This is a genomic window from Micromonospora sp. HK10 (assembly GCF_000982955.1).
Classification (GTDB): Bacteria; Actinomycetota; Actinomycetes; order Mycobacteriales; family Micromonosporaceae; genus Micromonospora.
The window spans coordinates 92,110-115,609 of the sequence record NZ_KQ058772.1 but is presented as its reverse complement, the minus strand read 5'-3'; the positions used below and the strand labels follow the sequence as shown (position 1 = coordinate 115,609).

The following is a 23,500-nucleotide window of genomic DNA, read 5'->3' as shown; positions in this document are numbered from 1 at the left end:
TCCCCGGTTCGGGGGGCGACTGTCCACCGTTGACGGACCGGACCGAACCGTGGCGGGACCTTCGTCCCGGGCCGGTGCGGTCCTGCGCCCCTGCCGGGTCGGCGCGGCGCGGACCACGCTGGGGGTGTAGGCGAGAGAACCAGTTCCGGGAGGCCCCCGATGCGTGCCAGTGTCGTCACCGCGTTCGACCGTCCGATGCAGATCCTCGACCGGGCCGTACCCGAGCCCGGCCCCGGACAGATCCTGGTCCGGATCGAGGCCAGCGGCCTCTGTCACACCGACATCCACGCCGCCCGCGGCGAGTGGCCGGTCAAGCCCGTCCCGCCGTTCGTGCCCGGGCACGAGGGCGTCGGCGTGGTGGAACGCCGTGGCCCCGGCGTCACCGAGCACGTGGTCGGCGACCGGGTCGCCCTGCCCTGGCTCGGCTGGGCCTGCGGCACCTGCCGGTACTGCGTCAGCGGGTGGGAGACGCTCTGCGAGGAGCAGCTCAACACCGGCTACAGCATCGACGGCGCGCACGCCGAGTACGCCGTCGCCTCGGCCCGCTACGCGGTCCGGGTGCCCGACGGGATCAACCCGTTCGAGGCCGCCCCGCTGACCTGCGCGGGCGTCACCACGTACAAGGCGGTCAAGGTCGCCGGCGTGCGGCCGGGCGACCGGGTGGCGGTCTTGGGCATCGGCGGCCTCGGCCACCTGGCCCTGCAGTACGCCCAGCTCTTCGGCGGTGAGACGGTCGCCGTCGACGTCACCGCCGAGAAGCTGGCGCTGGCCGCCGAACTGGGCGCCCGGCACGCCGTCGACGCCACCGGGCCGGATCCGGTCGCCGCGATCACCGCCCTCGGCGGGGTGGACGTGGCGATCGTGCTGGCCGCCAACCCTCGGGTGATCGAGCAGGCCCACCGGTCGTTGCGCCGGGGCGGCCGGCTGGTGCTGGTGTCGCTGCCCCGGGAGAACGCCGTCACCCTGCCGGTCTTCGAGACGGTGCTCAAGGGCATCACGGTGGTCGGCTCGATCGTCGGCACCCGGGCCGACCTGGCTGAGGTGTTCGCCCTGCACGCCGCGGGCCGGACCCGGGTGGTCCACGAGGTCCGCAAGCTCGACGAGATCAACGAGGCGGTCGAGGACATCCTGGCCGGCCGGGTCGCCGCGCGGCTCGTGCTGCAGCCCTGACCACCGGGCCGGGCCGTCCACCGCCGCGCGGCCCGGCACCATCCCGTACCCACCTGCCCGACGCTGGAAGGACGAGACCATGACAGCCACCGAAGCGCTGCACCCGTGGCGTGGATTCCGGGACGGGCCCTGGCGCGAGACCATCGACGTGGCGGACTTCGTGCGCCACAACCACGAGCCGTACCTCGGGGACGCCGCCTTCCTCAGCGGCCCGACCGACCGCACCCGGCAGGTCTGGGGCCGGTTGCAGGCGATGTTCCCGGAGGAGCGGCGCCGCGGGGTGTACGACGTCGACGCCGCCACGCCGTCGACCATCACCTCGCACGGCCCCGGCTACATCGACCGGGAGCGGGAGCTGATCGTCGGCCTGCAGACCGACGCGCCGCTGCGGCGGGCGATCATGCCGCAGGGTGGGCTGCGCATGGTGGAGACCGCGCTGCGGGCGTACGGTCGCGAACCCGACCCGGACGTGCACCGGATCTTCACCCGGTACCGCCGGACCCACAACGACGCGGTGTTCGACGCCTACCCCGAGGACGTGCTGCGGGCCCGCCGGTCGCACGTGATCACCGGCCTGCCCGACGCGTACGGGCGGGGCCGGATCATCGGCGACTACCGCCGGGTGGCGCTGTACGGGGTGGACCGGCTGATCGCCGAGCGCCGCGCCCACAAGGCCGCCCTGGACGACCGCCCCTCCACCGACGAGGTGATCCGGGACCGGGAGGAGCTGGCCGAGCAGATCCGCGCGCTGGGCGAGCTGAAGGAGATGGCCGCCGCGTACGGCTTCGACATCTCCCGCCCGGCCGTCACCGGCCAGCAGGCGATCCAGTGGCTCTACTTCGCCTACCTGGCGGCGACGAAGGAGCAGAACGGCGCGGCCATGTCGCTGGGCCGCACCGCCGGCTTCGTCGACGTGTACCTGCGCCGGGACCTCGCCGAGGGGCGGCTGGACGAGACCGCCGCGCAGGAACTGGTGGACGACTTCGTGATCAAGCTGCGGATCATCCGCTTCCTCCGCACCCCCGAGTACGACCAGCTCTTCTCCGGCGACCCGACCTGGGTCACCGAGACGCTCGGCGGGATGGACGCCGACGGCCGGCCGCTGGTCACCCGGACCGCCTTCCGCTACCTGCAGACCCTGTACAACCTGGGCCCGGCGCCGGAGCCGAACCTGACCGTGCTCTGGTCGCCGCGACTGCCCGACGGGTTCAAGCGGTTCTGCGCCCAGGTGTCGCTGGACACCAGCGCCATCCAGTACGAGAACGACGAGCTGATCCGCCCCGCGTACGACGACGACACCGCGATCGCCTGCTGCGTGTCGGCCATGCGGGTGGGCCGGGACATGCAGTTCTTCGGCGCCCGGGCGAACCTGGCCAAGGCGCTGCTGTACGCGATCAACGGCGGCCGGGACGAGGTGACCGGGGAGCAGGTCGCTCCGCCCGCCCCGCCGGTCGGCGGGGAGACCCTGGACTACGACGAGGTGCTCGCCGCGTACGACCGGACGCTGGACTGGCTGGCCGAGACGTACGTGGACGCGTTGAACGTGATCCACCACCAGCACGACCGGTACGCCTACGAGCGGCTGGAGATGGCGCTGCACGACCACCCGGTGCGCCGGTTCATGGCCACCGGCATCGCCGGTCTCTCGGTCGCCGTGGACAGCCTCTCGGCGATCCGGTACGGGCGGGTCAAGGTGCTGCGCGACGAGACCGGGCTGGCCGTCGACTACGCGGTCGAGGGCGAGTTCCCGACGTACGGCAACAACGACGACCGGGCCGACGAGCTCGCGGTGCGGCTGGTGGAGACGTTCGCGGCGAAGCTGCGCCGGCAGCGCACCTACCGGGACGCCGAACTGACCATGTCGGTGCTCACCATCACCTCCAACGTGGTCTACGGCCGGCACACCGGCAACACGCCGGACGGGCGGCGCGCCGGTGAGCCGTTCGCCCCGGGGGCGAACCCGATGAACGGCCGGGACATCCACGGCCTGGTCGCCGCGGCGCTGTCGGTGGCGAAGCTGCCGTACGACGCGGCCCGGGACGGCATCTCGCTGACCGGCACGGTCACCCCGGACGGCCTGGGCCACACCCGGCAGGAGCGGATCACCAACCTGGCCGGGGTGCTGGACGGCTACACCGACGCCGGCGGATTCCACCTCAACGTCAACGTGCTGGACCGCGACACGCTGGTCGACGCGATGGCCCACCCGGAGCGTTACCCGCAGCTCACCGTGCGGGTCTCCGGGTACGCGGTGAACTTCGTCCGGCTCACCCCGGAGCAGCAGCGGGACGTGATCTCGCGGACCTTCCACGGGTCGCTGTGACCGGCCGGCCCTCCTCGGCGCGCCCCGCCGCCACCCCGGCGGCGGGGCCGCGCGAGGCCGCGCCGATCGGGGCGGTGCACTCCTGGGACACCTCGGTCGGGGTGGACGGGCCGGGCACCCGCTTCGTCGTCTTCCTGGCCGGCTGCCCGCTGCGCTGCCGGTACTGCCACAGCCCGGACACCTGGTACCGGCGCAGCGGGCGGACCCGGACGGTGGACGAGGTGCTGGCCGAGGTGGCCCGCTACCGGCGGTTCATCGAGGTGGCCGGCGGCGGCGTCACGATCAGTGGTGGGGAGCCGCTGCTGCAACCCCGGTTCACCGGGGAGGTGCTGCGCCGCTGCCACGCGCTGGGCCTGCACACCGCGCTGGACACCTCCGGCTTCCTCGGCGTGCGCGCCGACGACGCCCTGCTGGACGCCACCGACCTGGTGCTGCTGGACATCAAGGCCGGGAACCCGGTGACGTACCGGCGGGTCACCGGCACCGGCCGGCTGGCGCCGACGCTGCGCTTCGCCCGCCGGCTGGCGGACCGGGGCACCCCGATCTGGATCCGGTACGTGCTGGTGCCGGGGCTGACCGACGACGCCGACGACGTGGCGCGGGTGGCCGACGTGGCGGCCGGGCTGGCCACCGTGGACCGGGTCGAGGTGCTGCCGTTCCACCGGCTGGGCGCGCACAAGTACGCCGAGCTGGGCCTGGCCTTCCCGCTGGCGGACACCGCGCCGCCGAGCCCGGAGCTGCTGGCCCGGGTGCGCGGCCAGTTCGCGGCCCGCGGCCTGACCGTCACCTGAGCGACCGCGGCCGGGCGCGACTACGATCACCGCATGTTCACCGCCCGGCCGCGCCGCCGCCCGACCTCACGGTTCAGGACCCTCGTCGCGAGCGCGACCGGCGCGAAGGCGACCGGCGCAAAGGCCACCGGGGCGCAGGCCACCGGCGCCCGGGCCACCGGCGCGCAGGCGACCGGCGCGGGCGCCGTCGGCGCCGCGGCCACCGGCGCGCTGGCTCTGGGGGCCGCCGCCCTGGGCGCCGCCGCGCTCGGCGCCGCGGCGGTGGGCGCGCTCGCCATCGGCCGGCTGGCCGTGCGCCGCGCGGTGATCCGGGAGCTGCGCATCGGCCGCCTGGAGGTCACCGAACTGGTCGTCCGGCGCGACGCCGGCTCCGGCGACGGCTACAACGACGGCGACAACTCCGACGGCGGCAACGACGGCGACAACTCCGACGGCGGCTGAGCCGGTCGCGGCTCAGCTCGCCGCGGACGTCGGGTAGCCGTACAGGTCCAGCAGCCGGACCCGGGAGGCGTGCAGCCGGTCCACCACCACGCTCATGAAGCGGGTGGTGAGCTGCCGGCCGAGCGCGTCGTCCGACTCCATCAGCCGGCGTACCCCCGCCGCGGTGAACTCGACCGCGGTGCAGCGCTGCACGGCGACCGCGCCGAACTGCCAGCGGTAGGGCGGGAAGAGCCAGGACCAGCCGAGCACCCCGCCCGGGCCGATCGTCTCGATCCCCACGTCACCGCGGCCGGGCACCGGGAAGTCCAGCGCCACCTCGCCGCCGCGGACCAGCCAGAACCGTTCCGCGGGCTGGCCGGTACGGAAGAGCCGCTGCCCGGGGTGCCAGGCCACCGGCCGGGCGTAGCCGGTCAGCCGGGGCAGCCACTCCTGTGGCAGCCCGGCGAGGAACGGGTGCGCCCGAAGCATCTCCAACGGGGTCATCACGCCTCCACGATGGGAAGAGGGACCCGGCGTCGCGGCCGGGCCCCTCGGGTGGGTTCACTTCTTCGTGTCGTGCTCCACGGTGATCGGGATCTCCCGGGTGATCGGCTCGATCGTGCCGACCGACGCGGTGATCTCGAGGATGCCGTCCGCGTAGCGGGCCGTGATCGTCTCCTCCTTCACCTCGGGCGGCAGCGGGATCAGGCGGGAGAACGAGCCGTAGTGGAACTCGGAGTGGACCTTGTCGGTGTGGCTCTCCCGACGGACCACGTCCAGCCGCAGGTTCTCGCCGGTCCGGGTGATCCGCACGTCCTTCGCCGGGTCGATGCCCGGCAGTTCGGCGCGGACGACGTACCGGTCGCCGTCGAGGTAGTCCTCGACCCGAATGGTCGGCGCCAGCATCGGCAGCCAGGACAGGTTCGTCCAGTCGAACGGCGCCAACGCGCCGCCCCGGAACTTGGTGACAGTGGACATTGTCGACCTCCTTGTCGATCGTCCTGACTCCATCCCACCTCGGAAGAACCCGGGCGGGCAGGGCCGATGGTCCCGGCCGCCGGGGCGGACCGGCCCTGCCGGCGCACGGCCGGCGGGCGCAGGCTGGAGGTGGACGAAGGAGGACGTGATGACCGACAGATCCGGTGCCCCCGTCGTGGTGGGCGTGGACGGTTCCCCCTCGGCGCTGCACGCGGTGCGGGTGGCCGCCCGGGAGGCGGCGGCCCGGCACCGGCCGCTGCGGGTGGTGCACGCGTTCCTGTGGCCGATGCTCGGCACCCCGCTCGGCCCGGTCGCGGCCGCGCTGCCCGACTCCGAACTGCGGGACGAGGCCGGCAAGCTGGTCCAGGAGGCCGTCGACGAGGCCCGCAAGGTCGACGCCGAGCTGGTGGTCTCCGGTGACGTGGTGGAGGGCGGCCCGATCCCGGTGCTGCTGCGGGCGGGCCGGGACGCGGCGCTGCTCGTGCTGGGCCACCGCGGCCTGGGCGGTTTCGCCGAGCTGCTGGTCGGCTCGGCCGCGGTGCAGCTCGCCGCGCGGGCCGACTGCCCGGTGCTGGTGGTGCGGGACGAACCGCGCGCCGACGGCCCCGTGGTGGTCGGCGTGGACGGCTCGGCGCTGTCGAACGAGGCGATCGCCTTCGCCTTCGCCGAGGCGGCGCAGCGCGGCACCGACCTGGTCGCCGTGCACGCCTGGCTCTACCCGGCGACCCCGGCGTTCCGGGAGGCGTACGGCGACATCATGCCGCTGGTGTACGACCCGCAGGAGCTGCGCGCCGAGGAGGAGCGGGTGCTCGCCGAGGCGATGGCCGGTTGGGCCGAGCGCTACCCGCAGGTGCGGGTCCGGCAGAAGCTGGTGGCCGCCAACGCGGCCCGGGCACTGGTGGAGGAGTCCACCGGGGCGCAGCTGACCGTGGTCGGCGCGCACGGCCGGGGCAGCCTGGGCGGGCTGCTGCTCGGCTCGATCAGCCACGCCGTGCTGCACCACGCGCGCAGCCCGCTGGCCATCGTGCGGCACCGGCGGGGAGCTGACGCCGACTGATCCCCCACCACCGTTCCGCCGGCCGGCTGCTGCCGACCGGCGGATCCGGCGTCGCACCCCGGCCCGGCGGCAGCCGGCGGGCGTGCCGGCGGGCCGGCCGGAGGTGACGGCGGCCGGGCGGTGCGACGGCGGGCCCTGCGACCGCCGGGCGTTCCGGGCAAAGCCGGGTGCGACGCGGACGGTAGGACGAGAATGACCTGAGCCGACGGGAGGGGAAGGACCGATGGACCGACCTGTCGTGGTGGGTGTCGACGGTTCGCCGACCAGCCTGACCGCCGCCGGGTACGCGGCGGACGTCGCCGTGGCCCGGTCCCGCCCGCTGCTGGTGGTGCACGGCTACCTGCACCCGCTGGGCTACGGCGTGCCGCTGAACCCGTACGACCTCGGGGTGCCGGCACCCACCGAGGAGTCGCGGCAGATGCTCGACCGGGTGGCCGCCGAGCTGGCCGAGGCCCGCCCCGGCCTGCGGGTGGCGGTCCGCCAGGTGGCCGGCGGGCCGGGCGCCACCCTGGTCGAGGAGTCCCGCCGGGCCGACCTGGTCGTGGTGGGCAGCCGGGGCATCGGCGGCTTCACCGGGCTGCTGCTCGGCTCGGTCAGCGGGCAGGTGACCCAGCACGCGCACTGCCCGGTCCTGGTGGTCCGCCCCGCCGAGCAACCGCTTCCCCGGCAGGGACCGGTGCTGGTCGGGGTGGACGGCTCGGCGTCGGCCGCGTTCGCCGTCCAGCTCGCCGCCGAGGAGGCCGGCCGCCGGGACACCGACCTGGTGCTGGTGCACGTCGGGCCGGCGGACCGGGGCCGGGCCGAGCCCGGCGGGGCGTCGGGCGAGGCCGGAGGGCTGCTGGCCGAGGCGGCGGCCCGGGTGCGGTCGGACCACCCGGCGCTGCGGGTGGTCGAGCGGGCGCTCGAGGCGGACTCCCCGGAGCAGGCGTTGATCGGGGCCAGCGGCGAGGCCGCCCTGCTGGTGGTCGGGTCACGCGGGCGGGGCGGCTTCGCCGGTCTGCTGCTCGGCTCGGTCAGCCAGGCCGTGGTGCAGCACGCGCGCTGCCCGGTGCTGGTCGCCCACCCGCACGAGCCGGCGCCGTGACCGGGCGCCGGCCGGCCCGGCTCAGGACGGGTCGCGGCCGGCGAGCAGCTGCTCGAAGCTGGTGGTGAGCGCGAACGGGTCGGCCGGTCCGGTCGCGGCCGGCCGCCGCTCCACCTGCTCGGCCAGCTCGGCGCCGGCCCGGCGGATCCGGGCCCGCAGCGCGCTCTCGTCGCCCTCCCCGGACCAGTCCTCCGGGGCGGCGAAGACCGCCGTGGGCACCACCGCGGCCCGCAGATAGCCGAACATCGGCCGGACCGCGTGTTCCAGGGCGAGCGAGTGCCGGGCGGTGCCGCCGGTGGCGCCGATCAGCACCGGCCGGTCCGCCAGGGCCTCCCGGTCGAGCACGTCGAAGAACGACTTGAACAGCCCGTTGTACGAGGCGTTGAAGATCGGGGTGACCGCGATCAGCCCGTCCGCGCCGGTCACGGTGGCCAGCACCTCGCGCAGCGCGGCCGAGGGGAAGCCGGTGAGCAGGTGGTTCACCACGTCGTGGGCGTGTTCGCGCAGCTCCACCGTACGGACCTCCACCTCGGCGCCGCGCCGGACCAGCTCGTCGCGGGCGGCCGCGGCGAGCTGGTCGGCGAGCAGCCGGGTGGATGAGGGCTGGCCGAGGCCGGCCGAGATCACCACGAGGGTGCGCCGGGTCATCGGGCCTCCTCGGGGGCCTTGCCGGTCACGTCGTCGACGGCGTGCACGGTGGCGTCGGTGCCGCCGCCGGCCGCGGCCAGCAGCGAGGCGTGCGTCGGCGCCTCCGGCACGTGCGCCGGGCGCAGCGTGTCGAACTCCTTGCGCAGCACCGGGATGACCTCCTCGCCGAGCAGGTCGAGCTGCTCCAGCACGGTCTTCAACGGCAGGCCGGCGTGGTCGACCAGGAAGAGCTGGCGCTGGTAGTCGCCGACGTACTCGCGGAAGCTCAGCGTCCGGTCGATGACCTGCTGCGGGCTGCCCACGGTCAGCGGCGTCTCCCGGGTGAACTCCTCCAGCGACGGGCCGTGCCCGTAGACCGGGGCGTTGTCGAAGTACGGCCGGAACTCGCGTACCGCGTCCTGCGAGTTGCGCCGTAGGAAGACCTGCCCGCCCAGGCCGACGATCGCCTGGTCGGCGGAGCCGTGGCCGTAGTGCTCGAAGCGCTGCCGGTAGAGGCCCACCATCCGCTGGGTGTGCTCCTTGGGCCAGAAGATGTGGTTGGCGAAGAAGCCGTCCCCGTAGTACGCGGCCTGCTCGGCGATCTCCGGGCTGCGGATCGAGCCGTGCCAGACGAACGGCGGCACGCCGTCGAGCGGGCGCGGCGTCGAGGTGAACGCCTGCAGCGGGGTGCGGAACCGCCCCTTCCAGTCGACCACGTCCTCACGCCAGAGCCGGCGCAACAGGTCGTAGTTCTCGATCGCGAGCGGGATGCCGTTGCGGATGTCCTGGCCGAACCACGGGTAGACCGGCCCGGTGTTGCCGCGCCCCATCATCAGGTCGACCCGGCCGTCGGCCAGGTGCTGAAGCATCGCGTAGTCCTCGGCGATCTTCACCGGGTCGTTGGTGGTGATCAGCGTGGTCGCGGTGGAGAGCAGCAGCCGCTCGGTGCGGGCCGCGATGTAGCCGAGCATGGTGGTCGGCGACGAGGGCACGAACGGCGGGTTGTGGTGCTCGCCGGTGGCGAAGACGTCGAGCCCGACCTCCTCGGCCTTGAGCGCGATGGCCACCATGGCCTTGATGCGCTCACGCTCGGACGGCATCCGCCCGTTGGTCGGGTCGACCGTGACGTCGCCGACGGTGAAGACTCCGAACTGCATGACCGCTCCTCGCGTGCCGTCCGGGTCGGTCGACCCGGAGTCGTACCGCACAACATATTTGACGAGTCAACTATTCCGCCACGTACCCCACCCCGGGTGGTGCGGCTCACCCGCCCCGCGGCCGAGCGGGGCCGCCGGGCCCGGGACGGCGCCGGGCGCCCCACACCATGCCACGGGGTCAGCGCCGGGCGCGGGGCACGTGCCGGCGGTAGGCGCTCACCGTCGGGTCGCCGGCGAGCCAGAAACGCCAGGGCAGGTCGTGCGCGCCGGTGACACCGACCCGGGGTCCGGCCTCCACCGCCGCCGCCGGCACCGGCGCGACCGGGGGCCGCAGCCGGACCGGGCCGTCGCCGAGCAGGTCCGCGCCGTAGCCGGACCGGTCGATGCCGAGCGCCGCGCAGAGCCGGGCGGGCCCGCGGGCGAGATCCACATCCCGGCGTACGGCCGGCCGGCGGGACCGAGCGAGGTCGAGGCCGTCGACCACCTCACCGGCCCGCAGCAGCACCGCCGAGGCCTCGCCGTCCGCTCCGGTGACCACATTCATGCACCAGTGCATGCCATAGGTGAAGTAGACGTAGGCGTGCCCCGCCGGGCCGAACATCACCGCGTTGCGGGGAGTGCGCCCGCGGTGGGCGTGCGAGGCCGGGTCGCCCGCGGTGCCGGCGTACGCCTCCACCTCGGTGATCCGCACGGTCACCCCGTGACCGGTGAGGCGGCAGCCGAGCAGACCCCGGGCGGCGGGCAGGACCGGCCCGGCGAGCAGATCGGCGAGGCTGGCGAGGTCGCTTGCGGTCACGGACCGACCCTATCCGGCGTCCCGAGGGCCCGCACAATCCGCTTTCAATAGGCTGTTGACAAAAAGTTGTTCAACCGATTCCATGATGGGCATGGTCACGCTGGACAACGACCCGTTCACCGCTCCGGATGCTGCCCAGGCCCGGGCGCACCGCAACTACGCCGCGCTGATGCGGATCGCCGAGCGGCACGCCGGCACCGACGCCGGTCGCCGGCGGTACGCGCACCCCGACGTCCCCGATGCCTACGAGGCGGCCACCCTGGTGATGGCCCTGGCCGGCGGAGCCGAACTGGAGCCGGGCGAGGAGCCGGTCGACCAGGCCGATCTGATGGCCGCGCTGACCCTGATCCCGCACGTGCGAGCCGAGGTCGACGCGCTCGAGGCCGGGCTGCTGCAGGTGGCCCGCGGCCGGGGCCTCACCTGGCAGGCGATCGCCTTCGGGCTGGGGCTGGGCAGCGCCCAGGCCGCCCGGCAGCGCTACGAGCGACTGGCCGTCCGCACCGGCACCGGCGACTGAGCGGTCCGGCCGACGGCGCGGCGGCTGCGGAACGCCGCTTGCCGGGGCATACGCCTGCCGCCGGCACCGGCGGACGCCTGCGGGCGGCACCGCCGCGGCTTGCCAAGGCCGACGGCCGCGGGCGGCGCCGTCGGCGACAGGCCACGGCTTGCCAAGGCCGACGGCCCCGGGCGGCGCCGTCGGCGACAGGCCGCGGCTTGTCAGGGCCGACGGCTGCGAGTGGCGGCCTGCCAGGGGGTCGTGACGGGCGGCGGCCGGTCAGGGGTCGCGGCGGGTCAGGGGGTCGCGGCAGACTGGCCGGCGACCGACAGGGAGGACGCGATGCGGCGCGACGAGATGCGGGCCTACTGCCTGGCCAAGCCGGGTGCCTGGCTGGACCAGCCGTGGGAGGGCGACGAGGTGGTCAAGGTGGGCAGCCGGATCTTCGCGTTCCTCGGCGCGCCCGACGGCGAGGCGCGGGTGGGGGTCAAGTGCGGCCCGACCCGGGAGGTGGCCGACGAGTGGCTGCACCGCTTCCCGGACGACGCCCGCTCCTCCCCCTACATCGGCCGGTCCGGCTGGAACACGCTGCGCCTGGCCGGCGCCATCCCGGACGAGGAGCTGCGCGAGGCGGTCGACGGGTCGTACGACGCGGTGGTGGCGAAGCTGCCCAAGCGCGAGCGACCGACCAGCTAGGGCCTGCCCTGCCCGATCACGGAAGCCAGCTGATGGCGGACGATGATGCAGGGGCACCGGCTGGCGGATCCATGTCATGGACCCGCCAGCCGGTGCGTGCTGGGGTGCTGCGGCCGGCCCGGGTGTCAGCCGACCGACCGGGTCACTTACGAACGCCGAAGCACTTGTCGTGCGCGGATCCCCACTCCTCCCCGTTGGGACCGTAGACGCTGAGGAAGACGTCGTACTCGCCCTCCTGCGCCTCGGTCTCGGTCTCGCGGACACTCCACCAACCGGTGCTCGACGTGTTGACCCAGTTCTGCCAGGTGATCCAGAGCCGGCCGTTGGAGTAGAGCTTGCGGACCACCTTGATCCTGACGTTGTCGTCGCCGCCCACTCCGTCGGCATTGGTCAGGATGGAGGTCCAACCGATCGGGAAGTTGCCAGGCCCGGGGAAGTAGTAGTTGTTGCAGGTGGCGTCCAGGTCGGCGTAGAAGACCCTCGAACTCCAGATGTTCGACGCCTGGCTCTCCCCGGCGAGGCTCGATGCGGTCACCTTGAACTCGTACCGGCTGCCGTACCAGAGGTATGGGACGTAGGTGGCCGACGTGGTGAGCCAGGTCTTCACCAGACTCCAGCCGCCACCCGCGCTGAGGTTACGCATGTAGACGTTGTAGGTGGCCCCCGAGGTCAGCGTGTCCGCCCAGTCGAGGTAGGCCGTGTTTCCTGACCCGATATACCCGATCAGGCCGTAGGGGGTCTTCGGGAACGGCGGCATCGGTCGGGCACTGGCCACGTTCGACGCCGCCGAATCCCCACTGAGGTTCGTCGCTCGCAGCCGGAACTCGTACGTCGTTCCGTTGAACAGCAGGTTCACCGTGTAGGAGCAGCATCCCACCGACACCGGCAACCGCGACCAGTTGCCACCCTGGGCCCGCGACTCGATCCAGTAGGACACGTTCGACGTCGAACTCGCCGTCCACCTCAAGGTCACCTTCCCATCCCCCGCGCTGGCGGTCAGGCCACTCGCGGCCTGCGGGATCGGTGGCATCGGCCGAGCGGTGGCGACATTCGATGCCGCCGAGTCGCCGGCGACGTTCGACGCGGTGACCTTGAACTCGTAGGTGTGCCCGTTGGCCAGGTAGTTGGCCGTCATTGACGTGCCGGTGACCGGCAGTGCCAGCTTCTGCCAGGACTGGCCGTCGGTCTTGTCGCGTTGGTAGATGGTGTAGCTGACCCCGGAGGTCGGGCTCGCCGTCCAGCTCAGGGTCGCCTTCCCGTCGCCGGCGCTCGCGGTCAGGTTGCTCGGCGCGCCGGGAAGCCCACCCTTGGCGGTCACCTGAGCGGTGTTGGAGGCCGGCCCCTGCCCACCCTGGTTCTCTGCGGTCACTTTGAACTCGTACACGTGGTTGTGCACCAGCAGGCCGATCGAGGCATGGGTGTCCTCGGTCGGGTACGGCAGCTTGGCGAACGCCTCCCCGGCGGTCACGTCCCGCCGGTAGATCCAGTAGAGGTAGCTCGCCGACCCGGGGGCGTCCCAGTCCAGGTCGATGCTGCCGTCCCCACCGGCGGACCCGCGCAGGTTGGTCGGCGCGGCGGGCGGGGTGTACCGGGAGGTGGCGCTGGCCACAGCGGATTGAGGTCCGGCACCGGCGGCGTTGGTGGCCGCCACCTTGAACTCGTAGACGTGGTTGTGGGTGAGGTAGCCGGCGGTGAAGGCGCAGCAGGTGGTGACCGGCAGCGGTAGCTTGCTGAAGCTCTGGCCGGCGGTGACGTCCCGCTGGAAGATGTCGTAGAAGAAGTCGCCGCCGGAGGGCGCGGTCCAAGTGATCTTGATCCCGCCGTCGGACTGGGCTGTCGCGGTCAGACCGGTGACCTGGCCGGGTAGCGGTGGCATCGGTTTGGCGCTGGCGGTGTTGGATGGCGCCGACTCGCCACCTTGGCTGGTGGTGACCACTCGGAATTCGTAGCTGTGGCCGTTGGCCAGGTAGCCGGCGGTGAACGTGCAGCAGGTGGTGACCGGCAACTCCAGGGTGGTGAAGGTCGTCTCCCCGTTGGTCACGTCCCGTTGCTGAATCATGTACCACACGTTGCTCGTGGTGCTGGCGGTCCACTTGAGCACCACTTGGGCGTCCCCGGCCGTCGCGGTCAGGCCGGTCGGTGCGGCCGGTTTCGGATAGGTCGAGGTCGCCCTGACCGGGGTCGAGGTCGGCCCCTCCCCGCCCGCGTTGGTCCCGCTGACTGTGAACTCGTACTCGTGCCCATGCAGCAGGTAACCGGCGGTCATCGTGCAGCAGGTGGTGATCGGAATCTCCAGCCGCGTGAAGGCGGTCTCGCCGGTGGTCACGTCCCGCTGGTAGACCCAGTACCAGATGTCCGCCCCGAGGGAGGTCCAGGTGAGTTTGATGGAACCGTCGGTCTGCGGGGCAGCCACCAGCCCGGTCGGCGCCCCGGGGACCGACAGGTGGGTTGTCGCGCTGGCGATGTTCGACTCGGGACCGGTGCCGGCGCTGTTCGCCGCGGCCACCGTGAATTCGTACCGGTGGCCCTCCAGCAGGTTGCGGGCGACGGCGTCGGTGGCGTTGAAGACCGGGGACGGCCAGCGGGTGAAGTTCGGCTCCCCGGCAGTGACGTCCCGCTGGGAGACGAGGTAGTGCACGTTCTGGTCGGCGACCGGCGCCCAGTCCAGGGCGATGGTGCCGTCGTCGTTGGCGGTCGCGGTCAGGTTGCCCGGCGCGACGGTCGGCGGCCGTTCGACGTAGAGCAGCAGGTTCGGCGATGTGCCGATGTTGATCAGCTTGTCCTTGCTGGCCGCCTGCGTCAGCGCTGTCTTCACGTCGGTTGAGCCATATTCGGGGTGCGCGTGGAGCAGCATCGCGGCGGCCCCGGCAACCAATGGGGCTGCCACCGAGGTGCCATAGCTGTACGAGATATCGATGTCGTCACCGATTCCGGCAGCGACGACGTCCGCGCCGGGTGCGAAGAGGTTGACACATGGGCCGATGTTGCTGATCGCGCCCGGGACGGAGAGCCTCGAGTCCTCCAGGTTGCTGGCCCCGACTGTGATGACTGCCGAGTCCTTGCCGGTTCGGGCCGGCGAGTAGTCGCAGGCGTCGCCGCCACTGTTGCCTGCCGCAGCCACCACCACGATGCCGGACCCGGCTGCCGCCCGGGCTGCATGGTCGAGGTCGTCCTCGCCGGCCTGGCTGCTGGGACCGCCGAGGCTGAGGTTCATCACCGCCGGCTTCTTGCTTTCGGCGTCGCCCATCACCCACTCGATGCCGCGCACGACGGTCTGGGTGTCACTGACGGCGTCACCGGCGGCGTCGCAATCCAAAACCTTGACCGGGACGAGCCGTGCCGCCTTGGCCGCGCCGTAGTCGGTACCACCGAGCACACTGGCCACTGCCGTGCCGTGCCCCTTGCCACAGTCTGAGGTGTTCGTACTCCCGTCGAAGGCGTTGAATCCGGTGCTCACCCGGCCACCGAAGTCCTCGTGGCTGGCCCTGATCCCGCTGTCCAGCACGTATGCCTGCACCGCGCCGTCGTTCGGGTAGATGTACTTCTTGTCGAATGGCAGATCCCGCTGGTCGATCCGGTCCAGGTTCTCGTAGGGGTTGAGTTGCTCCCCCGCCGCCCGGTAGGTGACGTTCTGCTCGACGTCCAGCACGTCCGGATGGGCAGCCAGGTTGACCGCTTGCGTTTCGGTGAGGGTGGCGCCAAAGCCACGCAGCGTCCGGGACAGCACTGGGCCAAGGGTCCCACCGACCTGCGCGACGAGCTGTGCCGCGTAACTGGCTACCCGCTCCGGCTGAGCGGCACCTGCCTTGAGCCGAACCAGGTAGCTGCCTGCGATCGCACCGGTCGTGTTGGCGCGCCGGACCGCCTCGGTCACCGGCTTGGTGCTCTGCGGGGTCACCGAGACGGTGGCGCCGGCCGTGCCTTCACCGGCGCTGTTGACCGCGGCCACCTTGAACTCGTACCGGTGTCCCGGAATGAGCAGCCCCGCGCGACGGCTGGTGGTGGTCGCGGCGCTGGCGTGCCGGGCGAAGTGGGTCTGGCCGCCGGTGACATCCCGCTGGTAGACCCGGTAGGAGGTGGCGCCGCTGACTGCCGCCCAGGTCAGGTCGGCGTAGTCGTCCTTCCCCGTCACGGTCAGCCCGGTCGGTGCGGCCGGCAGCCCGCTGCCGGGTGCCGGCAGCGGCCAGGTGATGTCGACGAACCGGGGTCGGTAGAGCCGGGCGTCCGCGAGCGTGTCGGCGTACTCCAGGCTGTTGACGTTGTAGGACATCAGCAGTTTGCCGCTGGTCGCCAGCTCGGGGTGGAGCCGGGCGTCGTAGACGACCTTCTTCGAGCCAGCGGTGATCTCCGGTGCGGTGTAGAGCTGGATCGGCCCGGTCCACGGGCCGGTCGGCGAGGCGGCCGTGTAGGCCACCATCTGCGGGTCGAAGACAAGGTTGTTCTCGTGCGTGACCAGCACGTACTGGCTGCCGACCTGCTGCACCGAATAGCTGGTGCCGACGCCGCTGAGCAGCCGGGCGGCCGCGGTGTGGTCCGCCGACCAGGTGGTGCCGGTCCAGAACTGCCAGGGGCCGTCGATCGCACCGGTGCTGACCCGGGCGACGTGTCCGAACTTCATCCGGCCGGGCGCGGTCGAGGTGCCGTAGATGTAGGTGTACGTCCCGTCCGGCATGATGGCCGCGCCCCAGTTGACGTCCGAGCCGACCGGTAGGTCGGTCACGGCGGTCAAGGTGAGGGCGGGCAGCGCGAACCTGGCCAGTGCCACCCCGGTGAGGGTGAAGTCGAGGACCCCGCTGCCGCTGCGCCGGTAGCGGTTGTAGATGACCCGTAGCTCGCCGGACTCGACGACCGCGTCGCCCACCCAGAGGAACTCACCGGACTGGCTCGGTACGACCAGCGCCTCGGGCTTCGCCGAGGTGCCACCGGTCAGGGTCGCGCCGAGGGTGGTGCCGGTTTGCACGATCCCGGAATTGTTGATCATCGGGGAGCTGGCCGGGCGGCTGCCGTCGGCGTTGACCGTGCCGAGGAAGGTGTCGGAGAAGAGCCAGAGAACCCGGCCGTCGGGCAGGGCGACCGAGGTCGTGCCGTCGCCGCCGGTCCAGTGGTTTCCGGCGTCACCGTAGGAGTTGAAGGTTGAGTTGAGCTGGGCTGCTGTCATCGTGGTGACCGCCGCTCGGGCCGGCTCGGCCTGGTAGACCAGCCCGAGCAGCATCAGGATCGTTACCGTCGCCGCCTGCCAGCGTCTTGTGCGCATGGCGGCAGGCGAACATCCCCCGTGGATATTCATGATCGCGAGTCTGTCAGAGGCGGCGGGGGGCGGGCCAAGGTCATAACAGTCGACACACCTGAACGATCGGACAGTTGACAACTGCCCAGGAGCACCGTCAGTCGATGTACATACGACCGGTCAGCGGCGCACCCGGCCCCACCCAGCGGAGCTGCTGCGAGGTCCAGAGCACCACCTCCTCTCCGGGCCGTCAGGGGACGCTGCGGCCGCCGAACGAGATGCCGCCATGGACGTCACGCGCCTGCACCACCGACCCGCTGACGTCGCCGGACACGGTGTTGGTCACGTCGCCCTGGTTGGCTGCGACGATCGCCTGGACCTTCGCGAAGCGTTCGCGGAGTTCGGCATCGAACGCGGGATCACGAAGCGTCTCCTGTTCGAGGAGCGCGGCGAGGCGCTGAACCGTGTCCGCCGTCGGGTGACGTAGCGCGAGTTCCAGAGTCTGCTCGGCTGCCTGCTCGTGATGGAATCGGTGCCGGAGGAACTCGGTCAGGCCGGACACAGCTGACCGGGCTCCGTGTGCGAGTTCGGTGGTGGCCCAGGCGACCAGCGTCGTCGCCGCCGCGAGCATCAGCGGGTCGTCCACAACCTCACCCCCGAGGATCACCATCCCGGGCGGAGCCGGCACGGATGACTGTAATCCAGCTCTCTCGATGTTACTATCCGTGCTCGAAGCGTGACGGGCTCAGGGAGGTCGGCATGAGTGCACATCGGTGGGAAGCGGACCCGTCCGCCGAGCTCAACCGCCGTTGGGGCAAGTCGTCGCACGAATTGGGCAACACCTCGGGTGACGGCAGTTGTCCCGACATCTGGGAGCTGAGCAACGGCGACGTGGCGGTGATCGGGCAGGATCTCACCGAGACCTACCAGGACCGGCTGCCCGAAGGGGTCTCCGTCGACCCCGGCGAGCGGCTTATCATCATTCCCCGATCGACCATGATCGCGGCGAAGGTGGACATCCCTGATGCGTGACCTCCTGGGCGGAGACCCCGGCGAGCTGCTGGCCCTCGACGACTACTGGGCCGACTTCGAACAACGGTTCTGGAAGACTGGCCCGCCGGGATTCTGGAAACTGGAACGGCAGCAGACGTTCAAGGAGCCGCAGGATGCGGGCTGGCAGGCGTTCGCCGCCGGTCGATGGGAGGAGTCGCTGCGGATTCTCGACGCGCGACGTTCCGAGTTCGCGGACTACTATCGGCGCATCGCCGACAGCGGGTTCGCCACCCGCCGGGTGCGGGTGGTGCAGGAACCACTGACGCCCTACCTGCAGTGGGAGCTGCACGTACTGCGGCTACGCCACGAGTACGGTGGGCTGACCCGAGTGGTGACGCCGGACCACGTCCTCGCGGCGGAGGTGGATGGTCCGCTGCCGGAGATCTACACCCTCGGCACGGACGCCATGTACGAGGCGGTCTACGACGCCGATGGCGTACTCGAAGCCGCGCGGCGCTGGCGGAATCCGGACGTGGTGACGCGGTGCCAGGAGTTCATCGAGTCGCTCTACGACGGCGGCGAGCCGCTGGACGAGTTCTTCGCCCGAGCGGTGGCGCCACTGGAGCCTCCCGGCCCGGGCTGAGCGATGGCTGACGGCGGGGCGGAGCAACAACGACCAGAGCACGTCAACCGGTCGGAGCTGTCCGGCCCCGCCGACCTGGTGCAGGCCCGCGACGTGTACGGCGGGGTGCACTTCCATTCCGGCGACCCCGCTCCGGCCGATCCGCCTCCCCGTCAGCTCCCCGGTGACGTACGTGGCTTTGTCAACCGGGTCAAAGAGCTGCGCGCGCTGGACCGCCTTCTCGGCGATGAGGTCGTCGACGCCACCCTCGTCGTCGTCACCGGCACCGCCGGCGTCGGCAAGACCGCTCTCGCGCTGCGCTGGGCGCACGCCGTGCGGCACCGGTTCCCGGACGGCCAGCTCTACGTCAACCTCCGCGGCTACGACCCGGGCCAACCCAGTCAACCGGAGCAGGTTCTCGACCGTTTCCTGCGGACGCTGGGCGTCCCCGCGTCCGCGATTCCCGCTGACCTCGACGACCGTGAGGCGTTGTACCGCTCCCGACTGGCCGACCGGCGCGTCCTGGCGGTCCTGGACAACGCCGCCACGGTCCGGCAGGTGCGTCCGCTGCTGCCAGGAGCCAGCAGCTGCCTGGTGATCGTCACCAGCCGAAGCATGCTGTCCGGTCTGGTCAGCCGCGACGGCGGCCGGCGGCTGACCCTGCGCATGCTGGCCGAAGAGGACGCGGTGACGCTGCTGCACGACGTGACCGCCGAGTATCGCACCGGCGACGACGCGGTCGAGCTCGCCGAACTGGCACGGTTGTGCGCCAGGCTGCCGCTGGCGCTGCGCATCGCCGCCGAACGGGCGGCGAGCCGGCCGTTCATGCCGCTGTCCGAGTTGATCCAGGACCTGCGCGACGAGTCGGCCCTGTGGGACGCCCTCACCGCGGAGGACGGCGAGGAGGCCGACGCCGTACGGTCCGTCTTCGCCTGGTCCTACCGGGCGTTGAACACGTCGGCGGCCCGGCTGTTCCGGCTGCTCGGCCTGCATCCCGGCCCGGACCTCGGCGCCCCGGCCGCCGCCGCGCTCGCCGGCTCGCCGGTGTCACAGATCCGGCAGCCGCTCGACGCGCTCGTCGGCGCACACCTGCTGGAACAGAGCGCACCCGGCCGCTACCAACTGCACGACTTGTTGCGCGCCTACGCGGTGGACCAGGTCAAGCACCTGGAGAGCGGCGAGGATCGCGAGCGGGCGCTGCGTCGCGTACTCACCTGGTACCTGCACACGGCGGACGCCGCGCTGGCCCGCACACTCCCGTTCAGCCGGACGATGCCGCTGCCCCCACCGACCGAGATCACGCCGCTGGACTTCGCCACCGCGGAGGAGGCGGACGCCTGGTTCACCGTCGAGCAGGACAACCTCGTCGCCGCCACTCGTGCGGCGGCCGGGGCAGCGCTGCCGCGGATCGCCTGGCACCTGGCCGTCCTGCTGCGCAGCGTCTTCATGCACCGCAATGCCTTCGACGCGTGGTTCGCCACCGCGCGGATCGGCCTGGCCGCAGCACGGTCGCTGGACGACCGGCGCGCTGAGGCGGAGGCGCTGGAGAGCCTCGGTAAGGCCCACTTCCAGGCCCGCCAGCTCACCGAGGCGGCGGAGCGCCACCACGCCGCGCTGGCGATCCGGCGGGACATCGGCGACGAGCACGGCACGGCGGTGTCCATCAACGCGCTGGGACTGCTGGCGCTGCGCCACCGCCGCCTCACCGACGCTCTCACACACTTCGGCGAGAGCCTCGACCTCTTCACCCGGCGCGAGGACCAACGCTGGCGGGCCCTGCTGCTGAGCAACCTCGCGGAGACCCGCTACGAACTGGGTGACCTCGCCGACGCCGTGACGCTGCTGGATCAGGCGCTCGAGGTGCAGCGGGAGATCGACGACCGGGGGCAGGAGGGCAACTCGCTGTTCTTCCTCAGCATGACGCTGCGCGAACTCGGGCGCACCGACGACGCCCGGACCTCGATCGAGCGGGCGCTGGCCATCGCCGAACGCGGGAGCCCGGTGTGGTTGGCGCACTGGCTGGTCGAGTACGCGCGCGTGCAGCGCGCCGCCGGCCGACCCGCCGAGGCGCTGGAGGCGACCCACCGGGCAGTCACGATCCAGCGCCAGCTGGGTGACCGCAGCCGGGAGGCGATGGCGTTGGGCGGGGCCGGCGAGGCGTACCGGGAGCTGGGGCAGCCGGATCAGGCGATCGCCTTCCACCTGCGGGCCGCAGCGGTCCACCGGCAGCTCGGGGACGACTGGCAGCTCGCCCTGACGCTGGACCACCTGGCAACGGCGCTGGTCGAGGTCGGGCGCGCCGACGAGGCACACCGCTGGTGGAGCGAGGCGGTCGCGCTGGTGAGCAGCTTCCCGGACCCGCGGGCGGAACGACTGCGACGGCGCATCGAGTCGGTGCTGGAGGAGAGCGCCGGCTGACCGGACCATCGCGAGAGCATCCGCCGAGGCGCTCGGCTGCGGTGTGGTCACTGCGGGATCAGTCCGACGGTGGCGGCCAGGCGGGTCACGTCGGCCGGGGTGGGGCCGGCGCGCAGGACGGCGGTCAGCGCGGTACGGGCGGCGGGCCGGAGGCGTACCTCGGCGGGGGCGATGCCGTCGGCGGTGACCAGGGCGCGGCCGGCGGCGCGGGCATCGCCGAGGTCGAGGTGGGCACGGGTGATGTCGATCAGGTGAGCGGCCCGATGTTCGGCGGGGAGCCGGTGCCAGACGTCGCCGGTGGTGGCGCGACGGTGGGCGGCGACGGCCCGATGGTGGTCGCCGACGCTCATGTCGGTCACGGCGCGGGCGAGTTCCACGGCGGTGGGGCCGAACCCGATGCCGTCGTCGTCACAATGGTGCTGTCCGTCATGAACGGTGGCCAGGTGCGCCGCGTGGTCGGTGAGGTCGGCCGCGGAGGCGTCTGAGCAGGCGGCGGCGGCAAGAGCGGCTTCGATCAGCAGCGTCCCGGTCAGGGCGACATCCTCCGGCGGGCGCTCGTGCGACGGTGCCGGACTGATCTGGTGCACGGCGGTGAGGGCGGCGGTCATCGCCAGCCGGCCCCGGCGCAGGGCACGGAGCGCCTGGGCGAGGGAGATCGCCGCGAGGCCGGCCCGCCGTGGGTCACCGGTGGCGGCGGTCATCGCCCGGTCGGCCGCCAGCCAGGCCAGGTTGGCCTCGCCGAGCTTGACGAGCACCTGGGCGGCGAGCCGGTGCACCCGCACCAGCAGGTCAGCGGCGGACGCGTCCGCCGTCAGGGCGCGGTAGGCCCGGCGGCTATCGCCGAGCAGGTCGGGCAGCATCCGCAACACCTGCGGGTGGTGGCCGTTGCGGTACGCCGTCCACGCGTACCCCGCCTGGTGGTCGAGGTCCCGCACTGACGACGGCGTCCGCTGGCCGTCGCTGCCGGAGCCGGGTAGGTCGTGGCGGGCCAACGCCTCCCGCACCCGCTCCACGGCGTCACCGGCGTCGGTGGCCGGTTCCGGCCTGGCCTTTCCGGCCAGCAGGACGTTCGGGGCGACGCCCAGAGCCCGGGCGACCGTCTCGATCGCCGAGAGCCGGTCGAGGTTTCGCACACCCCGCTCGACCTTGTCCACCCAGCTCTTCGATTTGCCGACCCGGTCGGCGAAGACCTGCTGGGTCATCCCCCGGCGCGCCCGCAACTCGGCCACCCGCCGCCCGATCGGCAGGTCGTTGCGGTGCCGCCGACCCTGGTCGGTCACCGGTCCCGCTTCACCGGCCGCATGGCCTCGGTGGACTCCCCGCAGCGCGGACACCACCGGGACTTAACCCGGAACGCCAGCAGCCCGAGCAGGAAGCCCGGCACGAGACCACCGAACACGATCGGCACGACTTCGGCAATCACGAGCACTTCCCACCTCCCTGCCTGCGGATCTCATCGGCGGGTGCCCGATAGCCAGACTGGCGCATCAAGTGATGCAACACAAGTACTTGTACACGATCAATATCTACAGTGCATCCGATGCGGTACACACGAGCGGGCGGATCTGGTGCAGAATCACGGCATGCCTCGATTCACGCCAGCGACACCGCGCTCTCGGCGGCTCGGCCGGGAGTTGCGCAAACTCCGCGAGATCAAGGGCCTGACCGGCGAGGAGACGGCCAAGCTCGTCCGTTGCTCGTCGTCTCGGATCAGCCGGATCGAGTCCGGCGAGATCAAACCCCGTGCCGGCGACGTGATGGAGCTGCTGGTCACCTACGGCGTCAGCCTCAACGAGGAGCCCGCCACGTCGCTGCTGCAACAGGCGCGCGAGCTGCGCGAGGACGGGTGGTGGCAGCGCCTCGGCGGTCGGTACGCGACGTACATCGCCTACGAGAGCGAGGCCGTCGAACTCAAGAACTTCGAGCCGATGCTGGTGCCGGGGCTGTTGCAGACCGAGCGCTACGCACGCGAGGTCAACACCATCGGGCGCGAGTCCGACCCGGACACGATCAACCAGCGGGTCGCTGCCCGGATGACCCGGCAGGAGGTGTTGCACCGGCAACCGACACCGCTACGGATGCACGCCATCCTCTCCGAGGCGGCCGTGCGGACGGAGGTCGGCGGCCCGGAAATCCTCCGCGAGCAACTCAACCACCTGGTCACGCTGAGCCGAATGCCCAACGTCACGATCCAGGTCCTCCGCTTCGAGGCCGGCGCTCACCTGGCTATCAGCAGCGGCTTCGCCCTGCTCACCTTCGAGGAGGACGAGCCGCCACTTGGCTACATCGAGACCCTGGCCGGCGAGCTGTTCCTCGAATCGAACCGTGACCTGGCGCGACTCTCGGCCGCGTACGACAATCTGAGGACGCTGGCCATGTCGCCGGCCGAGTCCGTCAAGTTCATGAGGGAGCTGAGCAAGCATGCAGCATAACGCCTGGCGTAAGTCGAGCCGTTCGGGCAACAACGGCCAGTGCGTCGAGGTGCGGGACCGGGGCGTCCAGGTCGACGTACGCGACTCCAAGGCCCCGACCGCCGGGATGCTGAGCTTCGAGGCCGCAGCCTGGGACGCGTTCGTCAGCCGCATCAAGGGCGGGCGGCAGTCGATCCCGAGCTGAGGGCGACGGGCACCGCCGTGCCGCCGCTA

At 72.1% G+C, this 23,500-nt stretch carries 22 protein-coding genes; 13 read left to right on the top strand and 9 right to left on the bottom strand.

Going from position 1 to position 23,500, the window contains the following annotated elements:
• The first annotated feature begins 159 nt into the window (after positions 1-159).
• From LQ51_RS11080 to LQ51_RS33370, 4 genes are all read left to right on the top strand, one after another.
• The gene (locus LQ51_RS11080; RefSeq protein ID WP_046564788.1) at positions 160-1,170 is read left to right on the top strand and encodes an alcohol dehydrogenase catalytic domain-containing protein; all 1,011 of its coding nucleotides are present in this window, start codon (positions 160-162) and stop codon (positions 1,168-1,170) included.
• Positions 1,171-1,249: 79 nt separating this feature from the next.
• Positions 1,250-3,493 (top strand): formate C-acetyltransferase, encoded by a 2,244-nt coding sequence (gene pflB, locus LQ51_RS11075; protein ID WP_046564787.1) that lies wholly within the window; start codon positions 1,250-1,252, stop codon positions 3,491-3,493.
• The gene (gene pflA, locus LQ51_RS11070) at positions 3,490-4,284 is read left to right on the top strand and encodes a pyruvate formate-lyase-activating protein (RefSeq protein WP_082159360.1); all 795 of its coding nucleotides are present in this window, start codon (positions 3,490-3,492) and stop codon (positions 4,282-4,284) included. Before pflB ends, pflA begins: the two co-directional genes overlap by 4 nt.
• Positions 4,285-4,317: 33 nt before the next feature.
• The gene (locus tag LQ51_RS33370) at positions 4,318-4,725 is read left to right on the top strand and encodes a hypothetical protein (protein ID WP_197087653.1); all 408 of its coding nucleotides are present in this window, start codon (positions 4,318-4,320) and stop codon (positions 4,723-4,725) included.
• Positions 4,726-4,737: 12 nt separating this feature from the next.
• On the opposite strand, the gene LQ51_RS11060 is transcribed toward LQ51_RS33370, so the two are convergent.
• Both LQ51_RS11060 and LQ51_RS11055 read right to left on the bottom strand, forming a co-directional pair.
• On the bottom strand, positions 4,738-5,208 hold the full coding sequence (locus LQ51_RS11060) for a cyclic nucleotide-binding domain-containing protein (RefSeq protein ID WP_046564846.1): 471 nt from the start codon (positions 5,206-5,208) through the stop codon (positions 4,738-4,740).
• Positions 5,209-5,265: 57 nt separating this feature from the next.
• Positions 5,266-5,682, bottom strand: coding sequence for an Hsp20/alpha crystallin family protein (locus LQ51_RS11055; protein ID WP_046564785.1), 417 nt, complete (start codon positions 5,680-5,682; stop codon positions 5,266-5,268).
• A 148-nt stretch (positions 5,683-5,830) separates the two neighbouring features.
• On the opposite strand from LQ51_RS11055, the gene LQ51_RS11050 reads away from it, so the two are divergent.
• Together LQ51_RS11050 and LQ51_RS11045 are read left to right on the top strand one after the other, a co-directional pair.
• Positions 5,831-6,739 (top strand): universal stress protein, encoded by a 909-nt coding sequence (locus tag LQ51_RS11050; protein WP_046564778.1) that lies wholly within the window; start codon positions 5,831-5,833, stop codon positions 6,737-6,739.
• A gap of 223 nt (positions 6,740-6,962) precedes the next feature.
• Positions 6,963-7,823 carry a universal stress protein gene (locus LQ51_RS11045; RefSeq protein ID WP_046564776.1) on the top strand — a complete coding sequence of 287 codons (861 nt, stop codon included), beginning with the start codon at positions 6,963-6,965 and terminating at the stop codon, positions 7,821-7,823.
• Between the two features lie 21 nt (positions 7,824-7,844).
• Here LQ51_RS11045 and LQ51_RS11040 read toward each other — a convergent pair whose 3' ends face one another.
• From LQ51_RS11040 to LQ51_RS11030, 3 genes are all read right to left on the bottom strand, one after another.
• A complete protein-coding gene (locus LQ51_RS11040; RefSeq protein ID WP_046564774.1) occupies positions 7,845-8,471 on the bottom strand; it encodes an FMN reductase in 627 nt (208 codons plus the stop codon).
• Complete coding sequence (locus tag LQ51_RS11035; RefSeq protein WP_046564845.1) at positions 8,468-9,607, bottom strand: LLM class flavin-dependent oxidoreductase; 1,140 nt, start codon at positions 9,605-9,607, stop codon at positions 8,468-8,470. The genes LQ51_RS11040 and LQ51_RS11035 overlap by 4 nt, the downstream gene beginning before the upstream one ends.
• 178 nt (positions 9,608-9,785) lie before the next feature.
• Positions 9,786-10,403 carry a DNA-3-methyladenine glycosylase gene (locus tag LQ51_RS11030; RefSeq protein ID WP_046564763.1) on the bottom strand — a complete coding sequence of 206 codons (618 nt, stop codon included), beginning with the start codon at positions 10,401-10,403 and terminating at the stop codon, positions 9,786-9,788.
• 91 nt (positions 10,404-10,494) lie between these two features.
• Here LQ51_RS11030 and LQ51_RS11025 point away from each other — a divergent pair, with 91 nt between their 5' ends.
• A complete protein-coding gene (locus LQ51_RS11025; protein ID WP_046564843.1) occupies positions 10,495-10,920 on the top strand; it encodes a hypothetical protein in 426 nt (141 codons plus the stop codon).
• Positions 10,921-11,241: 321 nt separating this feature from the next.
• Positions 11,242-11,595 carry an MmcQ/YjbR family DNA-binding protein gene (locus LQ51_RS11020; RefSeq protein WP_046564760.1) on the top strand — a complete coding sequence of 118 codons (354 nt, stop codon included), beginning with the start codon at positions 11,242-11,244 and terminating at the stop codon, positions 11,593-11,595.
• 142 nt (positions 11,596-11,737) lie between these two features.
• Here LQ51_RS11020 and LQ51_RS31175 read toward each other — a convergent pair whose 3' ends face one another.
• Entirely contained in the window at positions 11,738-16,849 is a 5,112-nt protein-coding gene (locus tag LQ51_RS31175) for a fibronectin type III domain-containing protein (protein WP_197087651.1), read from the bottom strand.
• Positions 16,850-17,072: 223 nt separating this feature from the next.
• Positions 17,073-17,468, bottom strand: coding sequence for a hypothetical protein (locus tag LQ51_RS11005; protein ID WP_156313035.1), 396 nt, complete (start codon positions 17,466-17,468; stop codon positions 17,073-17,075).
• Between the two features lie 113 nt (positions 17,469-17,581).
• Here LQ51_RS11005 and LQ51_RS11000 point away from each other — a divergent pair, with 113 nt between their 5' ends.
• From LQ51_RS11000 to LQ51_RS10990, 3 genes are read left to right on the top strand one after another with little or no spacing between them, the layout of a single operon-like run.
• Positions 17,582-17,854, top strand: coding sequence for a hypothetical protein (locus tag LQ51_RS11000; RefSeq protein ID WP_046564757.1), 273 nt, complete (start codon positions 17,582-17,584; stop codon positions 17,852-17,854).
• The gene (locus LQ51_RS10995) at positions 17,847-18,458 is read left to right on the top strand and encodes a DUF6879 family protein (RefSeq protein ID WP_046564755.1); all 612 of its coding nucleotides are present in this window, start codon (positions 17,847-17,849) and stop codon (positions 18,456-18,458) included. Before LQ51_RS11000 ends, LQ51_RS10995 begins: the two co-directional genes overlap by 8 nt.
• A 3-nt stretch (positions 18,459-18,461) precedes the next feature.
• The gene (locus tag LQ51_RS10990; RefSeq protein WP_046564749.1) at positions 18,462-20,855 is read left to right on the top strand and encodes an ATP-binding protein; all 2,394 of its coding nucleotides are present in this window, start codon (positions 18,462-18,464) and stop codon (positions 20,853-20,855) included.
• A gap of 47 nt (positions 20,856-20,902) precedes the next feature.
• Here the strand turns inward: LQ51_RS10990 and LQ51_RS10985 are convergent, their stop codons facing one another.
• Positions 20,903-22,135: a helix-turn-helix domain-containing protein gene (locus LQ51_RS10985; RefSeq protein WP_052744816.1), complete on the bottom strand. Its 1,233-nt coding sequence runs from the start codon at positions 22,133-22,135 to the stop codon at positions 20,903-20,905.
• A complete protein-coding gene (locus LQ51_RS33365) occupies positions 22,132-22,278 on the bottom strand; it encodes a hypothetical protein (RefSeq protein WP_197087658.1) in 147 nt (48 codons plus the stop codon). Before LQ51_RS33365 ends, LQ51_RS10985 begins: the two co-directional genes overlap by 4 nt.
• 160 nt (positions 22,279-22,438) lie before the next feature.
• Between LQ51_RS33365 and LQ51_RS10980 the strand changes: the two genes are divergently transcribed.
• Together LQ51_RS10980 and LQ51_RS10975 are read left to right on the top strand one after the other, a co-directional pair.
• The gene (locus LQ51_RS10980) at positions 22,439-23,287 is read left to right on the top strand and encodes a DUF5753 domain-containing protein (protein WP_046564834.1); all 849 of its coding nucleotides are present in this window, start codon (positions 22,439-22,441) and stop codon (positions 23,285-23,287) included.
• On the top strand, positions 23,277-23,471 hold the full coding sequence (locus LQ51_RS10975) for a DUF397 domain-containing protein (protein ID WP_046564747.1): 195 nt from the start codon (positions 23,277-23,279) through the stop codon (positions 23,469-23,471). Before LQ51_RS10980 ends, LQ51_RS10975 begins: the two co-directional genes overlap by 11 nt.
• Positions 23,472-23,500 lie beyond the last annotated feature (29 nt).